This window comes from Streptococcus sp. VT 162, from assembly GCA_000688775.2.
Classification (GTDB): Bacteria; Bacillota; Bacilli; order Lactobacillales; family Streptococcaceae; genus Streptococcus.
Window position 1 is genome coordinate 1,810,826 of the sequence record CP007628.2, and the last position, 22,140, is coordinate 1,832,965.

The following is a 22,140-nucleotide window of genomic DNA, read 5'->3' on the forward strand; positions in this document are numbered from 1 at the left end:
ATATCTTGTGTTAAAAATCCTAAAATTTTTAAAATTCCACAAGATATTGATTTTTTGTTATTTTGATTTATAAAGTTTGAACTCGCTAGTATCTGTCTGAACAAGCTCATATTTTTCACTGAGCCAGCTCTCTACATCTGACCACAAGGCAACTTTTTGATTGACCACAATCATCTTCGGTTGATTCTCTTTCAGGTCATTCATCAGTTTGGTTTTATTTTCATCGCTTGCAGTATAAAGTGTTGGAGTTAATAGAGAAGTCGGCGCCAAACGTTCACTTGCACGGTAGAAATCAGGACGATCATCCCAAGCATAGACACGATCCTCAGAACTCGTTTGTTGTTTGACCACGCTAGCAAGACGGTCTCTCTCCTTATAAGTCGCTGGGTGCGAAAGGTAGCGACTCACGATAGGAAGAACAATGAGATAGGCAAGGGCAATCAGTGGTAGATAGAAATTTCCTTTAAGGAAAGAAGTTTGTTTCTCACGTCTTCTTCTACTACGACTCCCTCCATCTGAAACATCTTCCTTGATTCCTGTCAGAAGGAGCAAGACCAAGAAAGGAATTAGCACCACAAGACGAGTAGCGTTGATAGGTTCTTTGGAGAGAATCAAGATTCCCAAAGAAACCAAGAATCCCAAGCTAGCAGCAATCGATAAGACATATTGCTTGGCTGGTTTTGACTGGAACAAGCCTGCAAAGAGCAAGCCAAGGGAACCTAATCCAATAGCAAGCAAGCCATAGAAGGCTGCATTTTCAAGCAAATGCGAATTTGAAAAGAGGCTAAGAGTATTTACCGGATACAAGGTCTGGCTAATGGCATCCCCAAAACTACCTGTCCACACTGTATAGTAGCCTAAAGGATAGAATAAGAGTGAAAATCCTAGGGCTGACGCAAAGAACTGATATAGACCATGAACAAAGTGACCTTTGCCTAGATTAAAGCCGATGATGCCCAAGGCCAGTACAGCCGCAAACAAGGCTGTTGGGATTGGCGCAAGGAAGAAAGCGAGAGCAAGGCTCATACCCACTCGTACAAATCCTTTGTCATCCTTTGGAAAAGCTAGATAATTTGTAACGATACTCAATGAATAAAATAGGAAAGGTAGGGCTAGCAAGAGAGCATAACCGCCACCAAAAGCGAGGCCAGCTACAAGCAAGTATAAAATAAAGACAACTCGCTTCGCTTCCTTTTCTTGGCCGACAAGAGTATCCGCAGCCTTAAAAAGAAAAACACCTGCTCCAAACAAGGTCAACCACTCAACCAAAGCAATCAAAACACTGCCTTGAAAAAGGTAGGTTAGCACATAATAGAGCAATCCCTCCGTCCCAAAGTAATCTGTATACATTTGGCCATTTTGATGCAAAGCCCAACCGGTATAAAGATCCTGACTTTGTTGTGGACTGACTACACCAAAAATAAAAGGCAGGGCAACCGAAATGGCTGTAGTCACCAAACTCCAAAGTAAAATACTAAAAAAGGGAATGGGAGCTCCTTCTCGTTTCTCTGGCACTGACCAGTCTTGGTAATGAGATTCTTCTTGTTTCTCATCTATTTTCCCGTATACGTTCATTCAATTTCTCCTCTAAGTTTATCTGTTTTAGTATATCAAAATCTTACAGGAATGTCAGCTTGGGATTGATATTTGCTGAATTTCTTATCCAATATCGCAAAGCGTTCGATTTCACGAAAACGATGAAATCGACTATTACTATACTCTCTGATAAAATCATCATCTTCTAGATTAAGCATGGTTTTCTCCTTTACTTATCTATTCGTAAGAAGACAAAAAAGACCCAGCCTTGGGCTAGATCTTGATGGATAGTTAGAGCATAGGTGCAAACAACTGGACAATTTCCTTGATGAGGCTTTGATACCAGCTTGTTTTGATGGTGTGGGGATAAATTTCTTGAGAAACTTTAAAAATCTCTTCGAAGTCCCTTTCAATATCGATGATGGACTGCGTTCTATAAAGTAAGACGGCATTTTCATAGTGGTGGAGCAAGCTACGATAGTCAAAATTGATGGTCCCCACAGTAGCTGCCTCTCCATCGACAAGCATTTGCTTGCTATGAAGGAATCCCGGACTGTACTCATAAATACGAACCCCAGCAGATAGCAAATCTGGATAGGCTCCTCGAGTAACTAACTGAATAACCTTCTTATCTGGGATACACGGCGTCACAATTCGCACATCTACCCCTCTCAGAGCGGCATTTTTGATACTTTCAGTTAGATCGTAGTCAGCAATCAGATAGGGAGTCGTGATGTAGACGTAATCTGTAGCTTGATTGATAAGATTTTGGTAGACCGTTTTTCCAACCTGGGCTCGGTAGATGGGTTTTGGTCCACTACTATAGGGAATACAAAGCCCCATCCCATCTTTTGGTTGATTTTCGAGATGGTATTGGTCAAAGTCACTAATCTCTCCACGGTTGATATACCAGGCAGATAAAAAGAGTCTGGTAAAAGCCTTTACTGCTGGACCATCCAGCCGAATACCACTATCCTTCCAGTAACCAAAGCGTTCGATATGGTTGATATACTCGTCTGCTAGATTGACACCACCTGTATAGGCAATCTGCCCATCGATGATCATGATTTTACGGTGGTCACGGTTGTTATAGGCAACAGTCAAGCGCGGAATCACCTTGTTAAACTTATGAGCTTCAATCCCTCGGCTACGAAGCTGGATGGTGTAATCTCCAGGCAAGGTTGCCATACAACCAATATCATCATAGAGGAGCTTCACTTCTACACCTTGAGCGGCCTTTTCTTCCAAAATCTCCAAAATACTATTCCACATCAAACCTTCTTCGATGATATAGTATTCGAGAAAGATAAACTTCTCAGCTTTCTTGAGATCCTCTAGCATCTGCTGCCACATACTTTCACCAGATGCAAAAAATCGTGTATCCGTTCGATCATAGACATCGGCATTCGTGTCCATGCTGAGGAGAGATTTGATAACGCCATAAGCCGACTTGTCTTGCTCTTTTAACTCCAAACGGAGAGCTCTGCTATTGTCCTCTCTATCAACCATTGATTGGAGCTGCTTTAGCTGCTTCAATTCCTTTTTAGATAAACGGCGTTCTCCAAACATGATATAGAGTAAGGGACCAAACACTGGCACAAAGGCTACTAACAACCATGTTACCTTACTCTCAGGATTCATAGATCGATTAACAATCGATACAATAGTCGCTAAGCTCACTAAAATGACTAGGATAATCCAGACAATTGGAGCCATCTGCCCTAGATAGAGAAATAAACCAAAGATGATAAACAACTCCGCCAACATGATGGTAATACTAAAACCATACTTGGACATGAGTAGCTGCATTTTTCTAGCTGTCATACATCCCCTTCCTTTTCTAACATTCTCCTTAACTGCTTGATAAACTCATGTTTCTACTAGTATACCTCAGTTCAGGGGTAGATAGCAACCTTTTACCTTTTTCTATGCAAACTATTCCAAGAACTGCAAGATTTCTAAACTACACCCACACTATATGAAGCTCTGCCCCTCTTATCTTTTTAACTAGGGTATTAAGAAACTTAAAAAGAACTACCAAAATGATAGTTCTTTCCAATATTATTTATATTTTTCAATATCGCACAAATCCTATGACAGTCGCTATTGAAGTTGTAGAAGGTAAAGCTGAAACCTTAATTCCAAACTTCTATTTAGATTTGAGATCCTATTTTGTTAATACCACTCGGTCAGATGCCTCTCGGTCCATATCATCAATAATCAATTGATTACCATTAACCGTGTAAATTTTGACATCATCACCGATAATGACACGTTGATTTTCTGGCTCAAAGCTGACTTGCTTGATTTCCTTATCTCCATCTGGCTCGACCTCAGTCCATGTACCAGTTTTACCTGTTACAACAAGAGTGATTTGGTCATTCTCATCTTTTCCAGTATAGGTACCATCGATATTCGTAGGTTGAGCTACAGTAGTGTCCTGACTTGAGGACGCCTGTGGTTGACTAGCACTTGTCGTAGCGCTAGAAGATGATTCTTGTTGAGTAGATGATTGCTGAGCAGATTGCTGGGTAGGGGCTTGTGCCTTAGGTCCACAAGCTGCTAAAAGACTAAGAATTGCTAGGGAAGCAATAGAAAGTGTGAATGTTTTCGTTTTCATAGCGATTTCCTTTCTTTTGTGCCAATGTTTTGCTGGAATCGTTTCCAGATATACCTCCTACCTACAGTATAGCAACATAAACCTATAAGGTCAACTAATCTCGTCGCTTCCTACCAAACTCCCTCGGACTTCCGAGATAAAGTAGAGGGATCCCGTCACGAAAAGCAAGTCCTGGCCATTGGCCTTATCTTCAAATTCTCTGATAAAGTCGCCATAGGAAGGAATCAAATCATAACCCGCCACATCCTTTTCATCCAGAGAGCCTTGGTAGTCAAAGCCTGTTACCTTAAGTTTTACCTGAGGCAACTGCTTAGATAGATAGCCTAGCATCCCCTGATAATCCTTGCGTTTAAGTGCTCCAAAAAGGATGCGAACCTGGTAACCTTGCTGGATTTTCCCCTGGATAAACTCGACCAGACGAGTCAAGGCTGGAAGATTGTGAGCCCCATCTAGGTAGATTTGCGGGCGAATCCGTTCCAATCGCCCTGCCCAATGTGTCTCTTGCAAGGCCCTTCTGACAAGCTCTTCTTCAACCCCTTCACCTCTTGACACCATAAACAGAAGAAAGCTTTGTAAAGCCAAGGCGGCATTTTCTTGCTGATAAACACCTTCCAAACTGATTTCAAGTTGTGAAAAACTAGCTAGGCTACTTGAAAAATCTCCAGCTTTCAAGATGAAGTCTCGCCCAGCTTGATAGAGATCCACACCTAACTCTCTCGCTGTATTTTGACAGACAAGTTTAGCTTCTGGAGCGAGCTTAGCAATGACCGCCTGCTTGCCAGCCTTGAAAATACCAGCTTTCTGCTCGGCTATTTCCCCCAGACTATCGCCCAAGGTCTCCTGATGATCTAGCCCAATGGAAGTAATAACTGCAATCTCTCCTGTTACGACATTAGTGGTGTCAAGCAAACCACCAATCCCCACTTCTAGCAGGACTAGATCCACTCCCTGCTCTTTAAAGTAAAGCAAAGCAATCAGAGTCAGTAATTCAAAAAAGGACAACTGGTCATGGGTTTGCAAAAGCGTCTTTTCCATCTCCTTGACTTGGTTAGCTATACGAACAAAGTCTTCCTCCGCGATCGGCTGTCCATTGATACAGATTCGATCATGGATGCTGATGATATGAGGAGAGGTAAAAGTACCAACTTTTTTACCATGAGCAACAAACAACTCCCTCATGAAGGCAATAGTTGACCCTTTACCGTTAGTCCCTGTTACGTGGATAATAGGATAAGTCCTCTCTGGATTCCCCAGCAAATCCACTGCTCGCTGCATTCGTCCAAGTCCAGATCTAAAGTTTAAACCAATCCGACTATGCAGCCATTCTTCTACTTCAAACATACATGTCTCCTTAACAAAAGTCCAATCAACTACCGCATCAAAGTATGATTACAAATAAAAAGCGAGGTCGGGACTAAAATCCCGACCTCTTACCTGGTTAGCTAATCACTAGCTACTATGAATTTCAACGTGAGCTAAAAACATCCACTGGATGTTCCAACTCTTTCTAGTTTCTAGGAGTTGGGGTGATACAGTCTCCCAGACATACCAGTTCTCTCTTATTTAAAGGAACTGGGGTAAAAACGTTCCCCGGACGTTCCTGCGTTTCTAATTTCTGGCGCAGGGCTAAAAACTTTCTAATTTCTGGCGCAGGGCTAAAAACATCCACTGGATGTTTTTACTCCTCCATAAAGCTGTTGAAGACTTCTTCAATCATGTTCCATTCGTCTTCTGAGCCTTCTGGGATTGGTTGCAATTCGCCTTCTGTTCCATCTTCATTTTCGATAAATGAGTAAGCTTGGATTTCAACTTCACCATTTTCATCTTCTTCTGCGTTAACTGGCACTAGCAGAACATAGTTTTTACCAAATTCTTCTTTCCCATCGATGGTCAAAAGAATTTCAAACAAGGTTTCATTTCCTTGCTCATCTACTAGTGTAATCAATTCACGTTCTTCGTGGTCATGGTTGTGATCGTGTGACATAGTTTCTCCTCTGTCTTAAAATTTTCTATCTAAATAATTCTGCAAAATCAGCTGAGCAGCCAACTTATCAATAACTTTCTTGCGTTTGTTACGGCTGATATCTGCTTGTTCAATCAACATACGCTCCGCAGCGACCGTTGTCAAACGCTCATCCTGATAGTCTACTGGCAAACCAAAGAGTTCTTCTAGCTTGGCACCATAGGCTTGACTGGCTTCTACTCGCGGACCGCTAGTATTGTTCATGTTTTTAGGCAGACCAACTACAAAGCGTTCTACCTTATAGCTGTCAACCAATTCCTTGATACGGTCAAAACCAAACTGGCCCTGATCCTCATTAATCTGGATGATTTCAAGTCCTTGAGCAGTGAAGCCTAGTGGGTCGCTAATGGCAACACCCACTGTTTTTGAACCGACGTCCAATCCCATAATTCTCATAGATTATAGATCGACTCCTTGTCCTTTAAGGTAGTAGCGTACCAATTCTTCAACAATTTCATCACGCTCATACTTACGGATTTGATTTCGTGCATTGTTGTAACGAGGAACGTAGGCAGGGTCACCACTCAATACATAACCGACGATCTGGTTAATCGGATTGTAGCCCTTGTCGTTCAAAGAAGCATAGACGTCTGTCAACGTTTCGCTAATTTCTTTCTTATTGGAATCATCCAATTTAAACCGTACAGTTTCTTCAGTAAATCCCATTCTAACACCCTCTTTCCTTAGAATATTACTATTATAGCATATTTCCTTACGTTCTACAAATAAGTCAGTCTATTAATTTGGATTTTCTATTGTTCTGTTGCTCCATTTGCCACTCTATCTGCAATATATTGGCTAGGTTCGTTTTTTAAGAGATTTTCAAGACCAATATTTTTTAAATATTCTAGTTGAGATGCCTTTTTGACATCCAAAACTTGAAAATCATAAGTCGTTGTGGTCTGGATTTCTGTCTCGCTGAGTAGCTTGGTTTCCAGTGTAAATCCTGCCAGTTTGCGCGCCTCTTGGATGGTCTCATCCTTCTCTTCAGCTTCTAGAAGCGCTTTTTGCGTTTCCTCTAGGCCATTTTCAGAGATAAAAGTCTTGAGTTCATCCCCGACAGGTCGTTTTTGCTGGATGGTCAAGGTCAAAAACTGATTGCCTTTATAGGTAATGGTTTGAATCTGTTGCGTTCCATTTTCTGACTTCGGCATCAACAGGGTCTTGGTGACAACTGTATTCTTTTCGGCATTGTCCAAAACGGGAAGGTTGGATTGGAGAGGTTCAGATGCTGTTGTGGAAGCAGCAGGAGTTTCCTTTTTTTGCCCACATCCCGCAAGCAAAAAGAGGAGAGCAAAACTAGCAATTAGTAACTTTTTCATAATTCCTCACTTGATTTTAAAACAAAAGAGCAAACAAGGCCAGGAGTCACTCCCAGCCTTGATGTTTTATAGAGCTGCACGTAGACGTGCTTCTGCATTTTCTACATTACGGACAGAGCGTGGCAAGAAGGCACGGATATCATCTTCTTTATAGCCGACTTGCAGGCGCTTCTTATCAACGAGAATCGGACTCTTTAAGATCCGTGGTGTTTCCATGATTAAGTTGAGCACTTCATTGACACTCAAATCCTCGATGTCAACTCCAAGTGCCTTAGCGTAGCGGTTTTTTGACGAAACAATACTGGCAATCCCATTATCTGTTTTCGTGAGAATATCTAATAACTCTTCTCTTGTAATTCCTTCTTTACCGAGATTTTGTTCTTTATAACTTAACTGGTGGGCATTGAGCCAGGTTTTCGCTTTTTTACAGCTAGTACAACTTGAGACTGTATAAATTTTGATCATGTACCTACCCCTTTCGCTACATGTTACTATCAGTTTAGTCTATTATACCATAAAAAACATCCGACTTGCGACCTATTTTTAAAAAAAATTAACTTTTTTCGCGATTTTCGTACTTTTTTCTTGACAAAATCAATTTATAACCAACTTTTAAATTTTTTGATATACAATCGTTTTACAACTGTAACACTTATCATATAGAGAACGATAATCAAAAGCAAAAAGAGGAAATAAATTGGTTCCAAAGGGGTTAAATGAAGCAGGCTAGCAATTGAAGAGTAGGGAAGGAAGGTCACAAAACTAGCTGCTAGCAAGGTTGTTCCAAGAACAAACCATGATGGACGACTTTGTAAGAAAGGAAGTTTTGCTGAACGAAGCATATGGATAACCATGGTTTGGGACCACATGGATTCAATGAACCAACCTGTCTGGAACAAGATGATAAAGCCCGTTGCCGACTCTGCTCCGTGAGCATAAGCTTGACCTGTCGCCATTGGGACAATAACAAAATATAGTAAGATAAAGGTCAAAATATCAAAGGCAGAAGAAATCGGACCCATCCAAATCATAAAACGAGTAATAGACTTAGCTTCCCACTTATGGGGATGCTTCAAAAAGTCTTCATCTACATTATCAAATGGCAAGGCAATGCAAGAAAGGTCGTAGACGAGGTTTAACACAATCAAGTGAATCGGAGCCATAGGAAGGAAGGGTAAAAAGATACCAGAAACTAACAGAGAGAAAATGTTCCCGAAATTAGAGCTGACCGTCATCTTGATATATTTGGTCATATTAGCGTAGACCTTACGCCCTTCAACCAGCCCTTTTTCAAGCACCATCAAATCCTTATCTAGCAAAATGACATCAGCCGTTTCTTTGGCAATATCTACTGCTGTATCAACAGAAATCCCCACATCTGCCACTTTCATAGAAGGGGCATCATTGATCCCATCTCCCATATAGCCAACACAATGTCCATTCGATTTGATTTGTAAAATGATTCGTGCTTTTTGATCCGGAGAGAGTTTGGCAAAGACAGTCACTTTCTCAACTGCTTGGGCCAATTCTTCGTCCGTCATGGCGTCAATATCAGAACCCAACAAGATTTGATCAACGTCTAGACCAACTTTTTCGCAAACTGCTTGGGTTACCTTCTCATTGTCTCCCGTCAAGATCTTTGTTTGAACACCGTGTTCTAACAAAGCTTGGATAGCAGGGGCTGCTGATGGTTTTGGTGGATCTAGAAAGGCAAGATATCCTGTTAGAATCATCTCTTTTTCATCTTCAACGGAGTAAGCAAAACCTTCTTTTAGGCCTGTTTTATAGGCGACTCCCAAGACTCGCAATCCCTGTTGATTAAGTTGATCTACTTCTTTTAAGATTTCCACTCGGATATCATCCGTCAGAGGGCTAATCTGGCCTTGATATTCCACATGGGTTGAAATCGCAAGCATTTCCTCTAGGGCACCCTTGGTTACCAAACTAACAACTTCGTTCTCATCCTTGACGATGACACTCATCCGTCTGCGTTCAAAATCAAAGGGTAATTCATCTATTTTTTGGAAGCTAGTATCCAAATTTTGTAGAATAGCGTGTTCTTTAGCTTCTTTTTCAGTTCTACTGATAATGGCACGGTCCATCAAGTTTTTCAAACCGGTTTGAAAATAGGAATTGAGGTAGGCCCGTCTCAACACAGACAAATCCAAATCTCCATGTATATCCAAAGGATATTCCAAGACAATTTCGTCTTGGGTAAGGGTTCCGGTTTTATCCGTGCATAGGATATCAATAGCACCTAGGTCCTGTATGGCATTGAGTTTTTTGATGACGACTTTTTCCTTGGCCATGATAATGGAGCCTTTTGCTAAACTGGCTGTGATGATCATAGGAAGCATCTCAGGTGTCAATCCAACACCAACACTCAAAGCAAATACGCCAGCTTCCAGCCAGTCGCCGTCTGTCAAGCCATTGGAGAGAAAGACGATGGGAACCATGACTAACATCAAACGGATCAAGAGCCAAGAGATGCTGTTCATCTCCCGTTCAAAAGAGGTCGGTTCGTCATAGGTATTGAGGGTCTGCTCGATTTCTCCCATCATGGTATCATCACCGACCGCTAGAATCAAAGCCTTGGCACTTCCTGATATCACGTTGGTTCCCATAAAGGCGAGCGCTTCTGCTTCTAGCAGACTATCGAAGTTTGACTGACTCATTTTTGACAAGGCTAGTTTTTCAACCGAGTCACTTTCACCTGTCAAACCAGACTGTTGGACAAAGAAATCACGTGATTCAATTAAAATGAGGTCTGCTGGTATCATATCCCCAGCACTTAACTTGACTATATCTCCAACGACCAAATCTTCAATTGCGACCTCTAAACTCTGGCCTTCGCGAATAACTGTGGCAGTGTTCACAATCATTTTTGATAGATTGGTCGCAGCCTTGTCACTCCGCAGTTCTTGGACAAAGCGTATGCCACCAGAAATCAATACGAGAACGACGATGATGATAGAGGTCGTCGGATCTTCTTGTCCAGGCTTCGCCAACCAGACATTGGTCACCATGGAGATCATAGCGATGACCAGCAGGATGATTGTAAATGGATTGATAATAGATTCGTAAATCTTTTTGAGGATACTGTCTTCTTGACCCTTGGTGATGGTGTTTTCGCCATATAGGTCACGATTTTTCTCCACCTGCTCCTCAGTCAAGCCTGTTAGACTTGTCTTATAAAAAGATAGAGTTTCGTTTAAGGGTGTGTGAATAGCTGTTGCTAATCTTTCTTTTGTAGTTTTCATTGGTTTCTCCTATCTGTATGAATGATGTGTTTCATACACAGAGACCAATCACTTTATAAGGGCAGAACGACACAAATCAGCGATTGGCTGTGTATGTGCGGTTCTGGATGATCGTCAATTTGCATCGTTTGTCTCCTTTCCTTGTTCTAAAACAGTAGAAAATCCCACCATAAAATGGCAGGATTAAAAAACTAATTATCTGTTTTTTCGTTCAAGCTTTAACTCCATAGGGCGATGTAATGAGCTTAGTCTTGGCCTTCGCGACCAGGACTGTTGACCAACGAGTAGTGTCTCCACTGCTTTGCGGTAGTCATCCGTATCCCTATGGTAGCCTCACCTACCGTTTTCGTCTATCAGTATAAACCTTTAAAATATAAAAGTCAATGATTTATCTTAATTTTCTTAAATAACAATTAATTCCTTTGGAGCAAGGGTCAATAATTCGCAACCTGTATCCGTAATCAAGATATCATCCTCGATACGCACCCCGTATTTTCCATCCAGATAAATACCCGGCTCATCGGTCAAGACCATGCCAGCCTTGATTGGCTCTTCTGACTTGCCAAAGTAAGGAATTTCATGGATATCCAAACCAATCCCATGTCCAATCCCGTGGCTGAAGTAAGGACCGTAGCCTGCATCGTTAATAATCTGGCGCGGAATCCTGTCAAAATCAATTCGACTGAGACCAGCCTTGGCTGCATCTATGAGGGCTTGATTGCTGCGCAGGACAATATCATAAATCTCCCGCTCTTCATCTGTCACCTGCCCCACATGAACTGTCCGCGTCATATCGCTGACATAGTGGTTGTAGTAGCAACCAAAGTCCATGGTCAGGGTTTCACCCTTTTGAATGACCTTGTCACTAGCCACGCCATGTGGCATAGCAGAGCGGTAGCCCGAAGCGATGATAAAATCAAAAGAAGCACCTGAAGCACCTAGCTGGCGCATACGGGCATCTAAAAAGTTCATAACGGCTAGCTCAGTCGTCTCACCGGGCTTGATAAAATCCAGTACATCTAGGAAGGCTTGGTCAGAAATCTGGCAGGCCCTACGAATGGTTGCGATTTCTTGCTCATCCTTGATCATCCGCAGATTTTCAATAAAACCAGTCATTGGAACCAGCTCATGACCAGCAAACACACTTTCCAGCATCTTGAAGTAAGCATAGGAAATCTCGTCATCAAAGCCAATTTTTTCCAGCTTGTCGTCCGCTATAATTTTAGCAATTTCACCAACCGCATCGCGCGTTTCCACAATGTCAAAGCCCTCAACCACGCCCTTGGCAATAAGAGTATAACGAGAATCCGTCAGAAAAATCCGGCGCTTTTTACTGATGAAAACTGTCGCCTCTGTCCCGCTGAAACCAGTCAGATAGTAAATATTCTTCAGATTGGTTACTAAGACAGCATCACACTCTGTCTGTTTTAAGGCTACTTCAAATTTTTCAACTCTTGATAACATGAGAAAACCTCCATAAAATGATTTAATTTATTATAGCAAAAAAATATCGAAAATAATACAATCTATATAGCTAAGATTAGATAAAATTGACATTTGAAAGCGCTTAATGTATAATTTCTGTTAAACAAGAAAGAATGAGGTATCGATATGAATAAAACAGAATTGCTGTTACAAAGACTAGATGAGATTGGTCAGTCTCTAAAAGATTCGAACCAAGCACTAGCTTTGCTGGCGCTTGGTTCTTGCGGAACAGAAAGAGAACGATTGGATCAGTACTCAGATTTAGACTTCTTTGTTATTGTAAAAGATGGCTACAAGCAGACCTATATCCAAGACCTAACCTGGTTAAGTAAGCTAGAACCAATTGCATTTCACTACCAAAATACAGTGGACGGACATAAAGTTCTATTTGAAGATGATGTTTTTTGTGAATTTGCTGTCTTTGAAGCTCACGAACTAGTAAACATTCCCTTCTCTGAAGGCAAGATTATCTGGAAGGAGGTCGGTTTTGATGAAACAATCTGTCAGCCACAAAGACTGCCATCAAAAGAAAACAGAGATCGTGAATGGCTGTTGGGAGAAATTTTATGTAATCTATATTTAGGGCTAGGTCGCTATCAGCGAGGCGAAAAATTAGCTGCTTATGATTTAATACAAAACAGATCCGTCAAGCTTTGGACTGAACTAATCAGTTTGGAAACAACTTCTAAATCTAATTTTATAGATATCTTTAATACCAACAGACGATTTGAAGAAGGTTATCCAAAGGAAGCCAAGCAATTACCTCACTTTTTGCAAGGTTACGAACGCATTTCTGAGTCTGCTCAAGCACTCCTAGAATATCTGGATAAACACTATTCTCTTAACCCATTTATAAAAGAAAAAATTCGTAATTTATTATAAAAAAGACTCTGCCTAAAAAAGCAGAGCCTTTTAAATCTTATTTTAACTTTCCTTTCAAATAGTGTCCTGTGTAGCTGGCTTCGTTGGCCGCTACTTCTTCTGGGGTTCCTGTTGCGATGATGGTTCCACCACCGACACCGCCCTCAGGACCCAAATCGATGATATGGTCTGCTGTCTTGATAACATCTAGATTGTGCTCGATGACGAGGACTGTATTTCCATCGTCGACAAAGCGAGCCAAGACTTTAAGCAAGCGAGCGATATCCTCAGTATGAAGCCCTGTCGTTGGCTCATCCAGAATGTAGAAGGATTTTCCTGTCGAGCGTTTATGGAGTTCACTAGCCAACTTCATACGCTGAGCTTCTCCTCCAGAAAGGGTGGTAGCCGGTTGCCCTAGCGTTACATAGCCCAGCCCCACATCCTTGATGGTCTGAAGTTTGCGTTGAATCTTGGGAATGTGTTGGAAGAATTCCACCGCATCGTTGACGGTCATGTCCAAGACCTGCGAGATATTCTTTTCCTTGTAGTGAACTTCAAGGGTTTCACTGTTATAGCGGGTCCCGTGGCAGACTTCACAGGCTACATATACATCTGGCAAGAAGTGCATCTCGATCTTGATGATTCCGTCACCCGAGCAGGCTTCACAACGACCTCCCTTGACGTTAAAACTGAAACGGCCCTTCTTATAGCCTCGTATCTTAGCTTCATTTGTCTGGGCAAAGAGGTCACGTATATCGTCAAAGACCCCCGTATAGGTAGCCGGGTTGGACCTCGGCGTTCGTCCAATTGGGCTCTGGTCAATATCAATCAAGCGGTCTACATGCTCAATCCCTGTAATCGTCTTAAACTTACCAGGTTTGTCTGAATTGCGATTGAGCTTCTGGGCAATGGCTTTTTTGAGAATGCTGTTGATTAAGGTCGATTTCCCTGAACCTGATACACCTGTCACTGCGATGAATTTTCCTAGCGGGAAGCGAGCGGTGATATTTTGCAAGTTGTTCTCACGCGCTCCTGTCACCTCGATAAAACGACCATTTCCGGAACGGCGCTCTTCTGGTACTGGAATCGCTCGTTTTCCTGATAAGTACTGGCCTGTAATAGACTTACTGTTACGGGCCACCTGCTTGGGCGTTCCTGCAGCAACAATCTCGCCACCAAAAACACCGGCACCTGGACCAACGTCAATCAGATAATCCGCCTCGCGCATGGTATCTTCGTCGTGTTCCACCACGATGAGAGTATTGCCCAAGTCACGCATCTTTTTCAGACTGGCAATCAAGCGGTCATTATCCCTCTGGTGAAGACCAATCGACGGCTCATCCAGGATATAAAGGACACCTGATAGGTTGGACCCAATCTGGGTTGCCAAGCGAATACGCTGACTCTCCCCACCTGAAAGGGTTCCTGCCGAACGTGACAGAGTCAAATAGTTGAGTCCCACGTTATTGAGGAAGGTCAAGCGATCCTTTATTTCCTTGAGGATAGGACGGGCAATGATGGCTTCATTTTCAGACAGGGTCAGCTGGCTCACTAATTCCAAATGGTCTGCGATAGACAGGTCCGAAATTTCACCGATATGTGGCCCTTGCTCCCCACCCACACGGACAGACAAGGCCTGATCGTTGAGACGGTAGCCGTGGCAAGTTCCGCAGGTCAGCTCATTCATGTAGAGGCGCATCTGGGTGCGCGTGTAATCACTGTTAGTCTCATGGTAACGACGCTTGATATTATTGACAACCCCCTCAAAAGGAATGTCAATATCGCGCACTCCACCAAATTCATTTTCATAGTGGAAATGGAATTCCTTGCCATCTGAGCCGTAAAGAATCAAGTTTTTATCTTCTTCTGACAAGTCTTCAAAAGGCTTATCCATATCTACTCCAAAGGCTGTCATGGCCTGCTCTAGCATGTTTGGATAGTAGTTGGATGAGATAGGATTCCAAGGTGCCAAGGCTCCCTCACGCAAAGTTTTGCTGGTATCAGGAACCACCAAGTCAACATCCACCTCTAGCTTGATGCCCAAACCGTCACACTCACTACAAGATCCAAAAGGAGCATTGAAGGAGAAGAGTCGAGGCTCTAATTCTGGGACAGTAAAACCACAAACTGGACAGGCATAGTGCTCAGAAAAGAGCAACTCCGAATCGTCCATAGTGTCGATAATCACATAACCTTCTGCGATACGAAGGGCAGCCTCAATGGAGTCAAAGAGACGGCTACGGATGCCCTCCTTGATGACAATACGGTCGACCACAACATCGATATTGTGTTGCTTGCTCTTGGATAACTCTGGCACTTCGGTCACATCATAAACTTCCCCATCCACACGAACACGAACATAGCCATCTTTCTGAATCTTTTCAATGACGCTCTTATGTTGCCCTTTTTTCTTACGAATGACAGGAGCTAATATTTGCAGGCGCTGACGTTCTGGCAATTCCAAGACCTTATCCACGATTTGCTCTACAGAAGAAGCCTTGATAGCCCCGTGCCCGTTGATACAGTAAGGCGTCCCCACACGTGCGTAGAGGAGACGCAGATAATCGTTGATTTCAGTCGTGGTTCCCACGGTCGAACGAGGGTTTTTGCTGGTGGTTTTCTGGTCGATGGAAATAGCTGGGCTGAGACCATCAATGGCATCCACATCTGGTTTTTCCATATTGCCCAAGAATTGTCGAGCATAGGCTGATAGACTCTCTACATAGCGACGTTGCCCCTCCGCATAAAGGGTATCAAAGGCCAGGCTGGATTTCCCAGACCCTGACAAACCAGTCACAACGACTAGCTTGTCTCGTGGAATCTCCACATCAATATTTTTTAAGTTATGGGCACGCGCCCCATGAATCACAATTTTATCTTGCATATTTGTTCTTTCTAGTCCATTATTGCTTTCCATTATACCAAAAAATGTGAAATTCTATTACCCAAAAAGCCGATTTTGTAGTATAATAGTACGGTGCAAAAAATCAAACACTGAAATAGTAGGAAAGGATAGGGGATATGAAACAAGTTTTTCTCTCAACAACAACTGAATTTAAAGAGATCGACACGCTTGAACCGGGTACTTGGATCAACCTCGTCAATCCTACACAAAATGAATCGTTGGAAATCGCTAACGCCTTCGACATTGACATTGCCGACCTTCGAGCACCGCTCGATGCGGAAGAAATGTCCCGTATTACCATCGAAGACGAGTATACTTTGATCATCGTGGACGTTCCCATCACAGAGGAAAGAAACAATCGCACCTACTACGTAACGATTCCGCTAGGGATTATCATCACCGAGGAAACCATTATCACTACCTGCTTGGAATCACTACCTGTTCTTGATGTCTTTATCAACCGTAGACTGCGCAACTTCTACACCTTCATGCGTTCACGCTTTATCTTCCAGATTCTCTACCGCAACGCCGAACTTTACCTTACGGCCCTTCGTTCGATCGACCGTAAGAGTGAACAAATCGAAAGTCAACTTCACAAGTCTACTCGAAACGAAGAACTGATCGAGCTCATGGAATTGGAAAAGACCATCGTCTATTTCAAAGCCTCCCTCAAGACAAATGAGCGCGTGATTAAGAAATTGACTAGCGCAACTAGCAATATCAAGAAATACCTAGAAGACGAAGACCTACTCGAAGACACCCTGATTGAAACCCAACAGGCCATCGAGATGGCAGATATCTATGGAAATGTCCTTCACTCTATGACAGAGACCTTTGCCTCTATCATTTCCAATAACCAGAACAACATCATGAAGACCCTGGCTCTCGTGACCATCGTTATGTCTGTCCCAACCATGATCTTCTCAGCCTATGGGATGAACTTCAAGGATAATGAAATCCCTCTAAACGGTGAGCCACACGCCTTCTGGTTAATCGTCTTTATCGCCTTTGCTATGAGTGTTTCGCTCACTCTCTATCTCATCCATAAAAAATGGTTCTAAGAGGAATCCCTATGTCTCAGATTGATTTACAAAAACTAACCAAAAAAAACCAAGAGTTTATCCATATCGCTACCCAACAATTTATCAAAGATGGTAAAACAGACGCTGAAATCAAGGCCGTCTTTGAGGAAGTCATCCCCCAAATCCTTGAAGAGCAAGCCAAAGGGACGACTGCACGTTCCCTCTACGGGGCTCCAACCCACTGGGCTCATAGCTTCACTGTCAAGGAGCAATACGAAAAAGAGCATCCAAAAGAAAATGACGATCCAAAACTCATGATTATGGACTCAGCCCTTTTTATCACCAGTCTCTTTGCATTGGTTAGCGCTCTGACTACCTTCTTCTCTACAGATCAGGCCATTGGCTATGGATTGATTACCCTCTTGTTGGTTGGGCTTGTAGGAGGACTTGCCTTCTACTTGATGTACTACTTTGTCTACCAGTACTATGGACCGGACACTGACCGTAGCCAACGTCCTCCATTCTGGAAGTCAATCCTCGTTATCCTGGCTTCTATGGTCCTTTGGTTGGTTGTCTTCTTTGCAACAAGCTTCCTACCAGCCAACCTCAATCCAGTCCTTGCTCCATTGCCTTTGGCTATCCTAGGGGCTGCTCTTCTCGCCCTTCGCTTCTATCTCAAGAAACGTTTCAATATCCGAAGCGCAAGCGCGGGCCCATCACGTTATTAAGAAAAGTGAAAAGCTATGGCATATAGTCAATCCTTAGCTCAGCAGATTCGAAAAATTCTAGCACTTAAACTTCCTCCCCAAATTTTCGAAGAAGAGTTAGAAGAAAAGAAACTGTTTGGTGGCCTGGCCTTTATGATTCGTGGGAAAATGGTCCTTACAGTCAGTTCCAGAAAGGACGAGCTGGTTATGGTGAGAATTGGCAAAGAAACGGAAAAGCAAGTTCTACCCCGAACAGGAGCTCGTACTACATTGATGAGAGGGCGACCTTATCATGGCTATATAGACCTAGATATCGAAGGTCAAAAAGAACTTCCTTACTGGATTGATTTAGCCCTCTCCTATAATCAAGAGTTGACCAAGTAACTCATATCTAGTGAGATTAGAAAAACGAAAAGCAACTGCACAGGCGGTTGCTTTTTCACTTGCTTTCTTGATATCCAACAGAACTTCTGAGTCTGATTCTTATAGTTTTCTCTCACCTTTTGTGATAAAATAGGCACAATCAATTTATTTTTAGGAGGATAATATATGACTTCTACTATTGGTATTATAAGTTTATCTAGTGGGACTATGGGTGAAGACTTTGTCAAGCACGAAGTGGACTTGGGTATTCAACGTCTCAAGGACCTCGGACTCAACCCTATCTTTTTGCCTCATTCGCTAAAGGGCTTGGACTTTATCAAAGAACATCCTGAAGCTCGTGCAGAGGATTTGATTCAGGCCTTTTCTGATGATAGTATCGACATGATCCTATGCGCCATTGGTGGAAACGATACCTATCGCTTGCTACCTTATCTTTTTGAAAATGACCAACTACAAAAGGTTATCAAACCAAAGATTTTTCTCGGTTTCTCGGATACGACCATGAACCACCTTATGCTACACAAACTAGGAATCAAGACTTTTTACGGCCAATCATTTCTAGCGGACATTTGTGAGTTAGACAAGGAGATGTTATCTTATAGCCTTCACTACTTTAAAGAATTGATCGAGACTGGGAGAATCTCAGAAATCCGCCCTAGCGACCTTTGGTATGAGGAACGGACTGATTTTAGTCCCAATGCCTTGGGAACACCTCGTGTCAGCCATGCAAATACAGGTTTTGACTTGTTACAAGGCAATGCCCAGTTTGAGGGAGAAATCCTCGGTGGTTGTCTTGAGTCTCTCTATGATATTTTTGACAACTCTCTACACGCAGATAGCACAGACCTCTGCCAAAAATACAAACTTTTCCCTGACTTATCCGACTGGGAAGGAAAGATTCTATTGCTAGAAACAAGTCAAGAAAAGCCTGAACCTGATGATTTCAAAAAAATGTTGCAGGCTTTGAAAGAAACTGGGATATTTGAGGTCATCAGTGGACTCTTGGTCGGGAAACCTATGGATGAAACCTTCTATGACGACTATAAGGAGGCACTAATGGACATCATTGATAGCAATATCCCGATTGTCTATAATCTAAACGTTGGGCACGCCACACCAAGAGCCATTGTGCCCTTTGGCGTTCACGCCTATGTAGATGCACAGGAGCAAGTCATTCGCTTTGACGATAACAAAAAATAAACAATTTCTCCATTTTTGTGCTTTGGTATTGATTTTCGTTACAATTTGTGTCTGAATTTATTGCATTTTGCTTATTTCTATGATATCTTTTTAAAGGAGGTGTATATGACTAAACAAAAAATAAATCAAATTGTCGGTTCAATCGGGGCCTTTATCGGGATTATTGTATTTATCGCCTACATCCCACAAATTTTTGCCAATTTACAAGGCAACAAAGCTCAACCATTCCAGCCTTTATCCGCAGCAGTATCTTGTTTAATTTGGGTTATTTACGGGTGGACAAAAGAACCTAAGAAGGATTGGATACTAATTATTCCAAACTCAGCTGGCGTTGTCTTAGGTGGACTGACATTTCTTACTGCACTATAAAAGTTACTAGCATATAATCAAAAAGCTGAGAGGAATTTCTCAGCTTTTTTCTATATTCTCAGATAGTTAGACGCTTGGACTCACTAACTTCCGCTTTTCCACTCACAATCATTCTCATGGTCGTCAACCAGACCTGCTGCTTGTAGAAAAGCTAAAACGGCGACTGGACCTGTGAACTTGAAACCTTGTTTTTTTAGATCTTTAGCTAATTTTTCAGACAAGGCTGTTTTAGCAGGTGCTAGGTGATAGTCAGGAACATCATTCACGATCGTTTTTCCCTCAACAAAGGACCAGAGATAAGCGTCAAAAGAGCCAAAGGTTTTCTGGATTTGTAAAAATGCTTGGGCGTTGGCACGCGTCGCAAAGAGCTTGGCACGATTTCGGATGATGGCTGGATTCTCTAACAAGGCTTCCAACTCTCCATCTGTCATTTCCGCGACCGCCTGAATTTGATAGCCATGAAATGATTCTCTGAAAGCTTGGCGCTTGTTTAGCACCGTTTCCCAAGATAGACCCGACTGGTAGGTTTCCATACACAATAACTCAAACAATGCTTGGTCATCATGAAGGGGTTGACCCCACTCCTCATCATGATAGGCTACATATAAAGGGTTATTCATTTTTACCCAACCACAGCGTTTTGGCATACTCTTCTCCTATTTTACCAACATCTTAAGGGCAGACTTGATATAGTTCTCAGCTGTATCTGTCGTTCCTTCAAAGAATTTCTTGATTTTCTTAAGCTCGGTTGCCTTGTAGCCCAGTGCCAACATGGCTTCCATGGCTTCTTCCAGTTCTTGGTTTTCAGCGCTGGTTTGCACTGCCACCTTGGCAGGAAGGTCATCACTAGCCACGACTACCTTGCCTTCCAAGTCCAGCACCATCTGTTGGGCTGTTTTCTTACCAATTTTAGGGAACTTGGTCAAGTAGGTGATGTTCTTAGTCTCGATCGCCTGAACCAAGCCAGCATTGTCATCGGCAGCGATAATAGCAAGAGCTGATACCGGACCAATCCCAGAAACCGAGATCAGACTAAGAAAGAGCTTCTTCTCATCTTCTGAGCGAAAACCATAAAGCAGATGAGCGTCCTCACGGACAACTTGGTGCACATAAATTTGGGTCTCTTGATTAACCTGACCTGAGTAAGCATAGGGATTGGCTACATGCAAGATATAACCGATACCATTCGCCTCTAGGACAATGTATTTAGCAGTGATTTTGGTAATGATTCCTTTTAAATATTCGTACATAGTTTTTTCTCCATTATTTTGCCTATCTAGTATACCATATTTCCTTAAGACAAACTGCAACAAAAGGTGCAACCTCTGGTTGACAAATAGTACAGGAGATTGTATTCTCATTATATGTAAAAATTGTTAGGATAGAGGTAGAAAAAGGAGGATAAAATGATGAAACTCGCAGAAAAACTATTTGAGCTTCGCAAGGAAAAAGGTTGGTCCCAAGAAAAGCTAGCAGAACAAATTAATGTTTCTCGGCAAAGCATCTCAAAATGGGAGTCTGGACAAGTCCTTCCAGAAATCGAAAAAATCATTGAATTAAGTAAGATTTTTCAAGTGACAACTGACTATCTACTTCTGGATGAAAACTCTGAAAAAGGTTCCACAGAAATGATTTTGGAGGAAAACAAGGACAAATACTATAAAGAGGTTAAATCTTTTGGCCTCTGGCAAGTGATTTATATTTTCGTATTGTCTCTGGCTATCTATCTCTTTTTAGCCGGTTCTAGTTTCCCAGCCGAATTCACCGCCTGGATTTGGCTGACCTTCGTTCTATTGATTGCTTCAGCGATTGCTATCAACAAGGCGCTAAAGATTAAGCAAAAGTATCTGGACAAGGTTATAGGCCTTGATGATTTTAAGAAAGAAGGTGCTAAAGATGAAACTAAAAACTGACAATCCCATACCTATCAAAACTCGTCTGAAAGAGCTGATTGGAGACTGGCTCTTTATCTCGGGCTACCTCATTTCTTTATTTTTACTAGCTATGGGCTTTTACAATCTAGTTCTAGGAGGCGTTCCCGTATTCACTGAAGCCCAGAGCCAACTTCTGGCTTTTTCTAGCTCGGTTCTGCCCCTAACTATCATCTTTGCTTGGCTCGACTATAGAAAAGGAAGTTTTGGCAAGCGTTGGGCAGGTTTACAGCTGATTTACAAGCATAGGAGCCTTTCCCACAGCCTTTTGCGCTCTGCTATCAAGTTTTTCCCTTGGCAGTTGGGACATATGGGAGCTATTCGTAGTGCTTATCAAGCAGATGCTCTGTCAATTTTCTTGTCAACCTCAGCAGGGATTCTCTTCTTGATTTTTCTGCTGATGGGACTCCTTCGCAAGGACAAACGTCATCCAGCTGATTTGCTTGCTGGAACACAAGTTCAGCTCAAAAATTCAAAACAGCTCTAGTTTTATAACTAGGGCTGTTTGATTTTCT

22 protein-coding genes are annotated in these 22,140 nt (G+C 42.4%); 8 read left to right on the forward strand and 14 right to left on the reverse strand.

All coding sequences use genetic code 11. The features are described from left to right. Positions 1–57 precede the first annotated feature (57 nt). The 11 genes from V470_09005 to V470_09060 all read right to left on the reverse strand — a co-directional run bounded on the left by V470_09005 (position 58) and on the right by V470_09060 (position 12,225). A complete protein-coding gene (locus V470_09005) occupies positions 58–1,575 on the reverse strand; it encodes a damage-inducible protein CinA (GenBank protein ID AHZ48547.1) in 1,518 nt (505 codons plus the stop codon). Positions 1,576–1,827: 252 nt separating this feature from the next. Next, positions 1,828–3,360 (reverse strand): cardiolipin synthetase, encoded by a 1,533-nt coding sequence (locus V470_09015; protein AHZ48548.1) that lies wholly within the window; start codon positions 3,358–3,360, stop codon positions 1,828–1,830. A 343-nt stretch (positions 3,361–3,703) separates the two neighbouring features. Continuing rightward, positions 3,704–4,156, reverse strand: a complete 453-nt coding sequence (locus V470_09020; protein ID AHZ48549.1) for a hypothetical protein — start codon at positions 4,154–4,156, stop codon at positions 3,704–3,706. 90 nt (positions 4,157–4,246) lie between these two features. Further along, positions 4,247–5,497, reverse strand: coding sequence for a dihydrofolate synthase (locus V470_09025; protein ID AHZ48550.1), 1,251 nt, complete (start codon positions 5,495–5,497; stop codon positions 4,247–4,249). A gap of 337 nt (positions 5,498–5,834) precedes the next feature. Next, entirely contained in the window at positions 5,835–6,140 is a 306-nt protein-coding gene (locus tag V470_09030; protein ID AHZ48551.1) for a hypothetical protein, read from the reverse strand. A gap of 15 nt (positions 6,141–6,155) precedes the next feature. Continuing rightward, complete coding sequence (locus tag V470_09035; GenBank protein AHZ48552.2) at positions 6,156–6,575, reverse strand: Holliday junction resolvase; 420 nt, start codon at positions 6,573–6,575, stop codon at positions 6,156–6,158. A 3-nt stretch (positions 6,576–6,578) separates the two neighbouring features. After that, positions 6,579–6,845, reverse strand: coding sequence for a hypothetical protein (locus V470_09040; protein ID AHZ48553.1), 267 nt, complete (start codon positions 6,843–6,845; stop codon positions 6,579–6,581). 86 nt (positions 6,846–6,931) lie between these two features. After that, positions 6,932–7,501, reverse strand: a complete 570-nt coding sequence (locus V470_09045) for a transcriptional regulator (protein AHZ48554.1) — start codon at positions 7,499–7,501, stop codon at positions 6,932–6,934. 66 nt (positions 7,502–7,567) lie between these two features. Next, entirely contained in the window at positions 7,568–7,966 is a 399-nt protein-coding gene (locus V470_09050) for an ArsR family transcriptional regulator (GenBank protein ID AHZ48555.1), read from the reverse strand. 134 nt (positions 7,967–8,100) lie between these two features. Continuing rightward, positions 8,101–10,761 carry a magnesium ABC transporter ATPase gene (locus V470_09055; GenBank protein AHZ48556.1) on the reverse strand — a complete coding sequence of 887 codons (2,661 nt, stop codon included), beginning with the start codon at positions 10,759–10,761 and terminating at the stop codon, positions 8,101–8,103. 402 nt (positions 10,762–11,163) lie between these two features. After that, positions 11,164–12,225 (reverse strand): X-Pro aminopeptidase, encoded by a 1,062-nt coding sequence (locus V470_09060; protein AHZ48557.1) that lies wholly within the window; start codon positions 12,223–12,225, stop codon positions 11,164–11,166. 147 nt (positions 12,226–12,372) lie between these two features. Between V470_09060 and V470_09065 the strand changes: the two genes are divergently transcribed. Beyond that, a complete protein-coding gene (locus V470_09065; GenBank protein ID AHZ48558.1) occupies positions 12,373–13,128 on the forward strand; it encodes a hypothetical protein in 756 nt (251 codons plus the stop codon). Between the two features lie 37 nt (positions 13,129–13,165). Here V470_09065 and V470_09070 read toward each other — a convergent pair whose 3' ends face one another. After that, positions 13,166–15,991 carry an excinuclease ABC subunit A gene (locus V470_09070; protein AHZ48559.1) on the reverse strand — a complete coding sequence of 942 codons (2,826 nt, stop codon included), beginning with the start codon at positions 15,989–15,991 and terminating at the stop codon, positions 13,166–13,168. 137 nt (positions 15,992–16,128) lie between these two features. Between V470_09070 and V470_09075 the strand changes: the two genes are divergently transcribed. The 5 genes from V470_09075 (at position 16,129) to V470_09095 (ending at position 19,694) form a co-directional block, all read left to right on the forward strand. Next, positions 16,129–17,073, forward strand: a complete 945-nt coding sequence (locus tag V470_09075) for a magnesium transporter (protein ID AHZ48560.1) — start codon at positions 16,129–16,131, stop codon at positions 17,071–17,073. A gap of 11 nt (positions 17,074–17,084) precedes the next feature. Beyond that, positions 17,085–17,762, forward strand: coding sequence for a hypothetical protein (locus V470_09080; GenBank protein AHZ48561.1), 678 nt, complete (start codon positions 17,085–17,087; stop codon positions 17,760–17,762). A 15-nt stretch (positions 17,763–17,777) separates the two neighbouring features. Then, on the forward strand, positions 17,778–18,125 hold the full coding sequence (locus V470_09085) for a hypothetical protein (GenBank protein AHZ48562.1): 348 nt from the start codon (positions 17,778–17,780) through the stop codon (positions 18,123–18,125). A gap of 165 nt (positions 18,126–18,290) precedes the next feature. Then, positions 18,291–19,325: a carboxypeptidase gene (locus V470_09090; GenBank protein AHZ48563.1), complete on the forward strand. Its 1,035-nt coding sequence runs from the start codon at positions 18,291–18,293 to the stop codon at positions 19,323–19,325. A gap of 105 nt (positions 19,326–19,430) precedes the next feature. Then, on the forward strand, positions 19,431–19,694 hold the full coding sequence (locus V470_09095; protein AHZ48564.1) for a membrane protein: 264 nt from the start codon (positions 19,431–19,433) through the stop codon (positions 19,692–19,694). 83 nt (positions 19,695–19,777) lie between these two features. On the opposite strand, the gene V470_09100 is transcribed toward V470_09095, so the two are convergent. Beyond that, on the reverse strand, positions 19,778–20,341 hold the full coding sequence (locus tag V470_09100; protein AHZ48565.1) for a 3-methyladenine DNA glycosylase: 564 nt from the start codon (positions 20,339–20,341) through the stop codon (positions 19,778–19,780). A 9-nt stretch (positions 20,342–20,350) separates the two neighbouring features. After that, entirely contained in the window at positions 20,351–20,944 is a 594-nt protein-coding gene (locus V470_09105) for an ATP-dependent DNA helicase RuvA (protein AHZ48566.1), read from the reverse strand. Between the two features lie 159 nt (positions 20,945–21,103). Here V470_09105 and V470_09110 point away from each other — a divergent pair, with 159 nt between their 5' ends. Continuing rightward, a complete protein-coding gene (locus V470_09110; GenBank protein ID AHZ48567.1) occupies positions 21,104–21,607 on the forward strand; it encodes an XRE family transcriptional regulator in 504 nt (167 codons plus the stop codon). Next, a complete protein-coding gene (locus V470_09115) occupies positions 21,591–22,112 on the forward strand; it encodes an RDD family protein (GenBank protein AHZ48568.1) in 522 nt (173 codons plus the stop codon). The genes V470_09110 and V470_09115 overlap by 17 nt, the downstream gene beginning before the upstream one ends. Positions 22,113–22,140 lie beyond the last annotated feature (28 nt).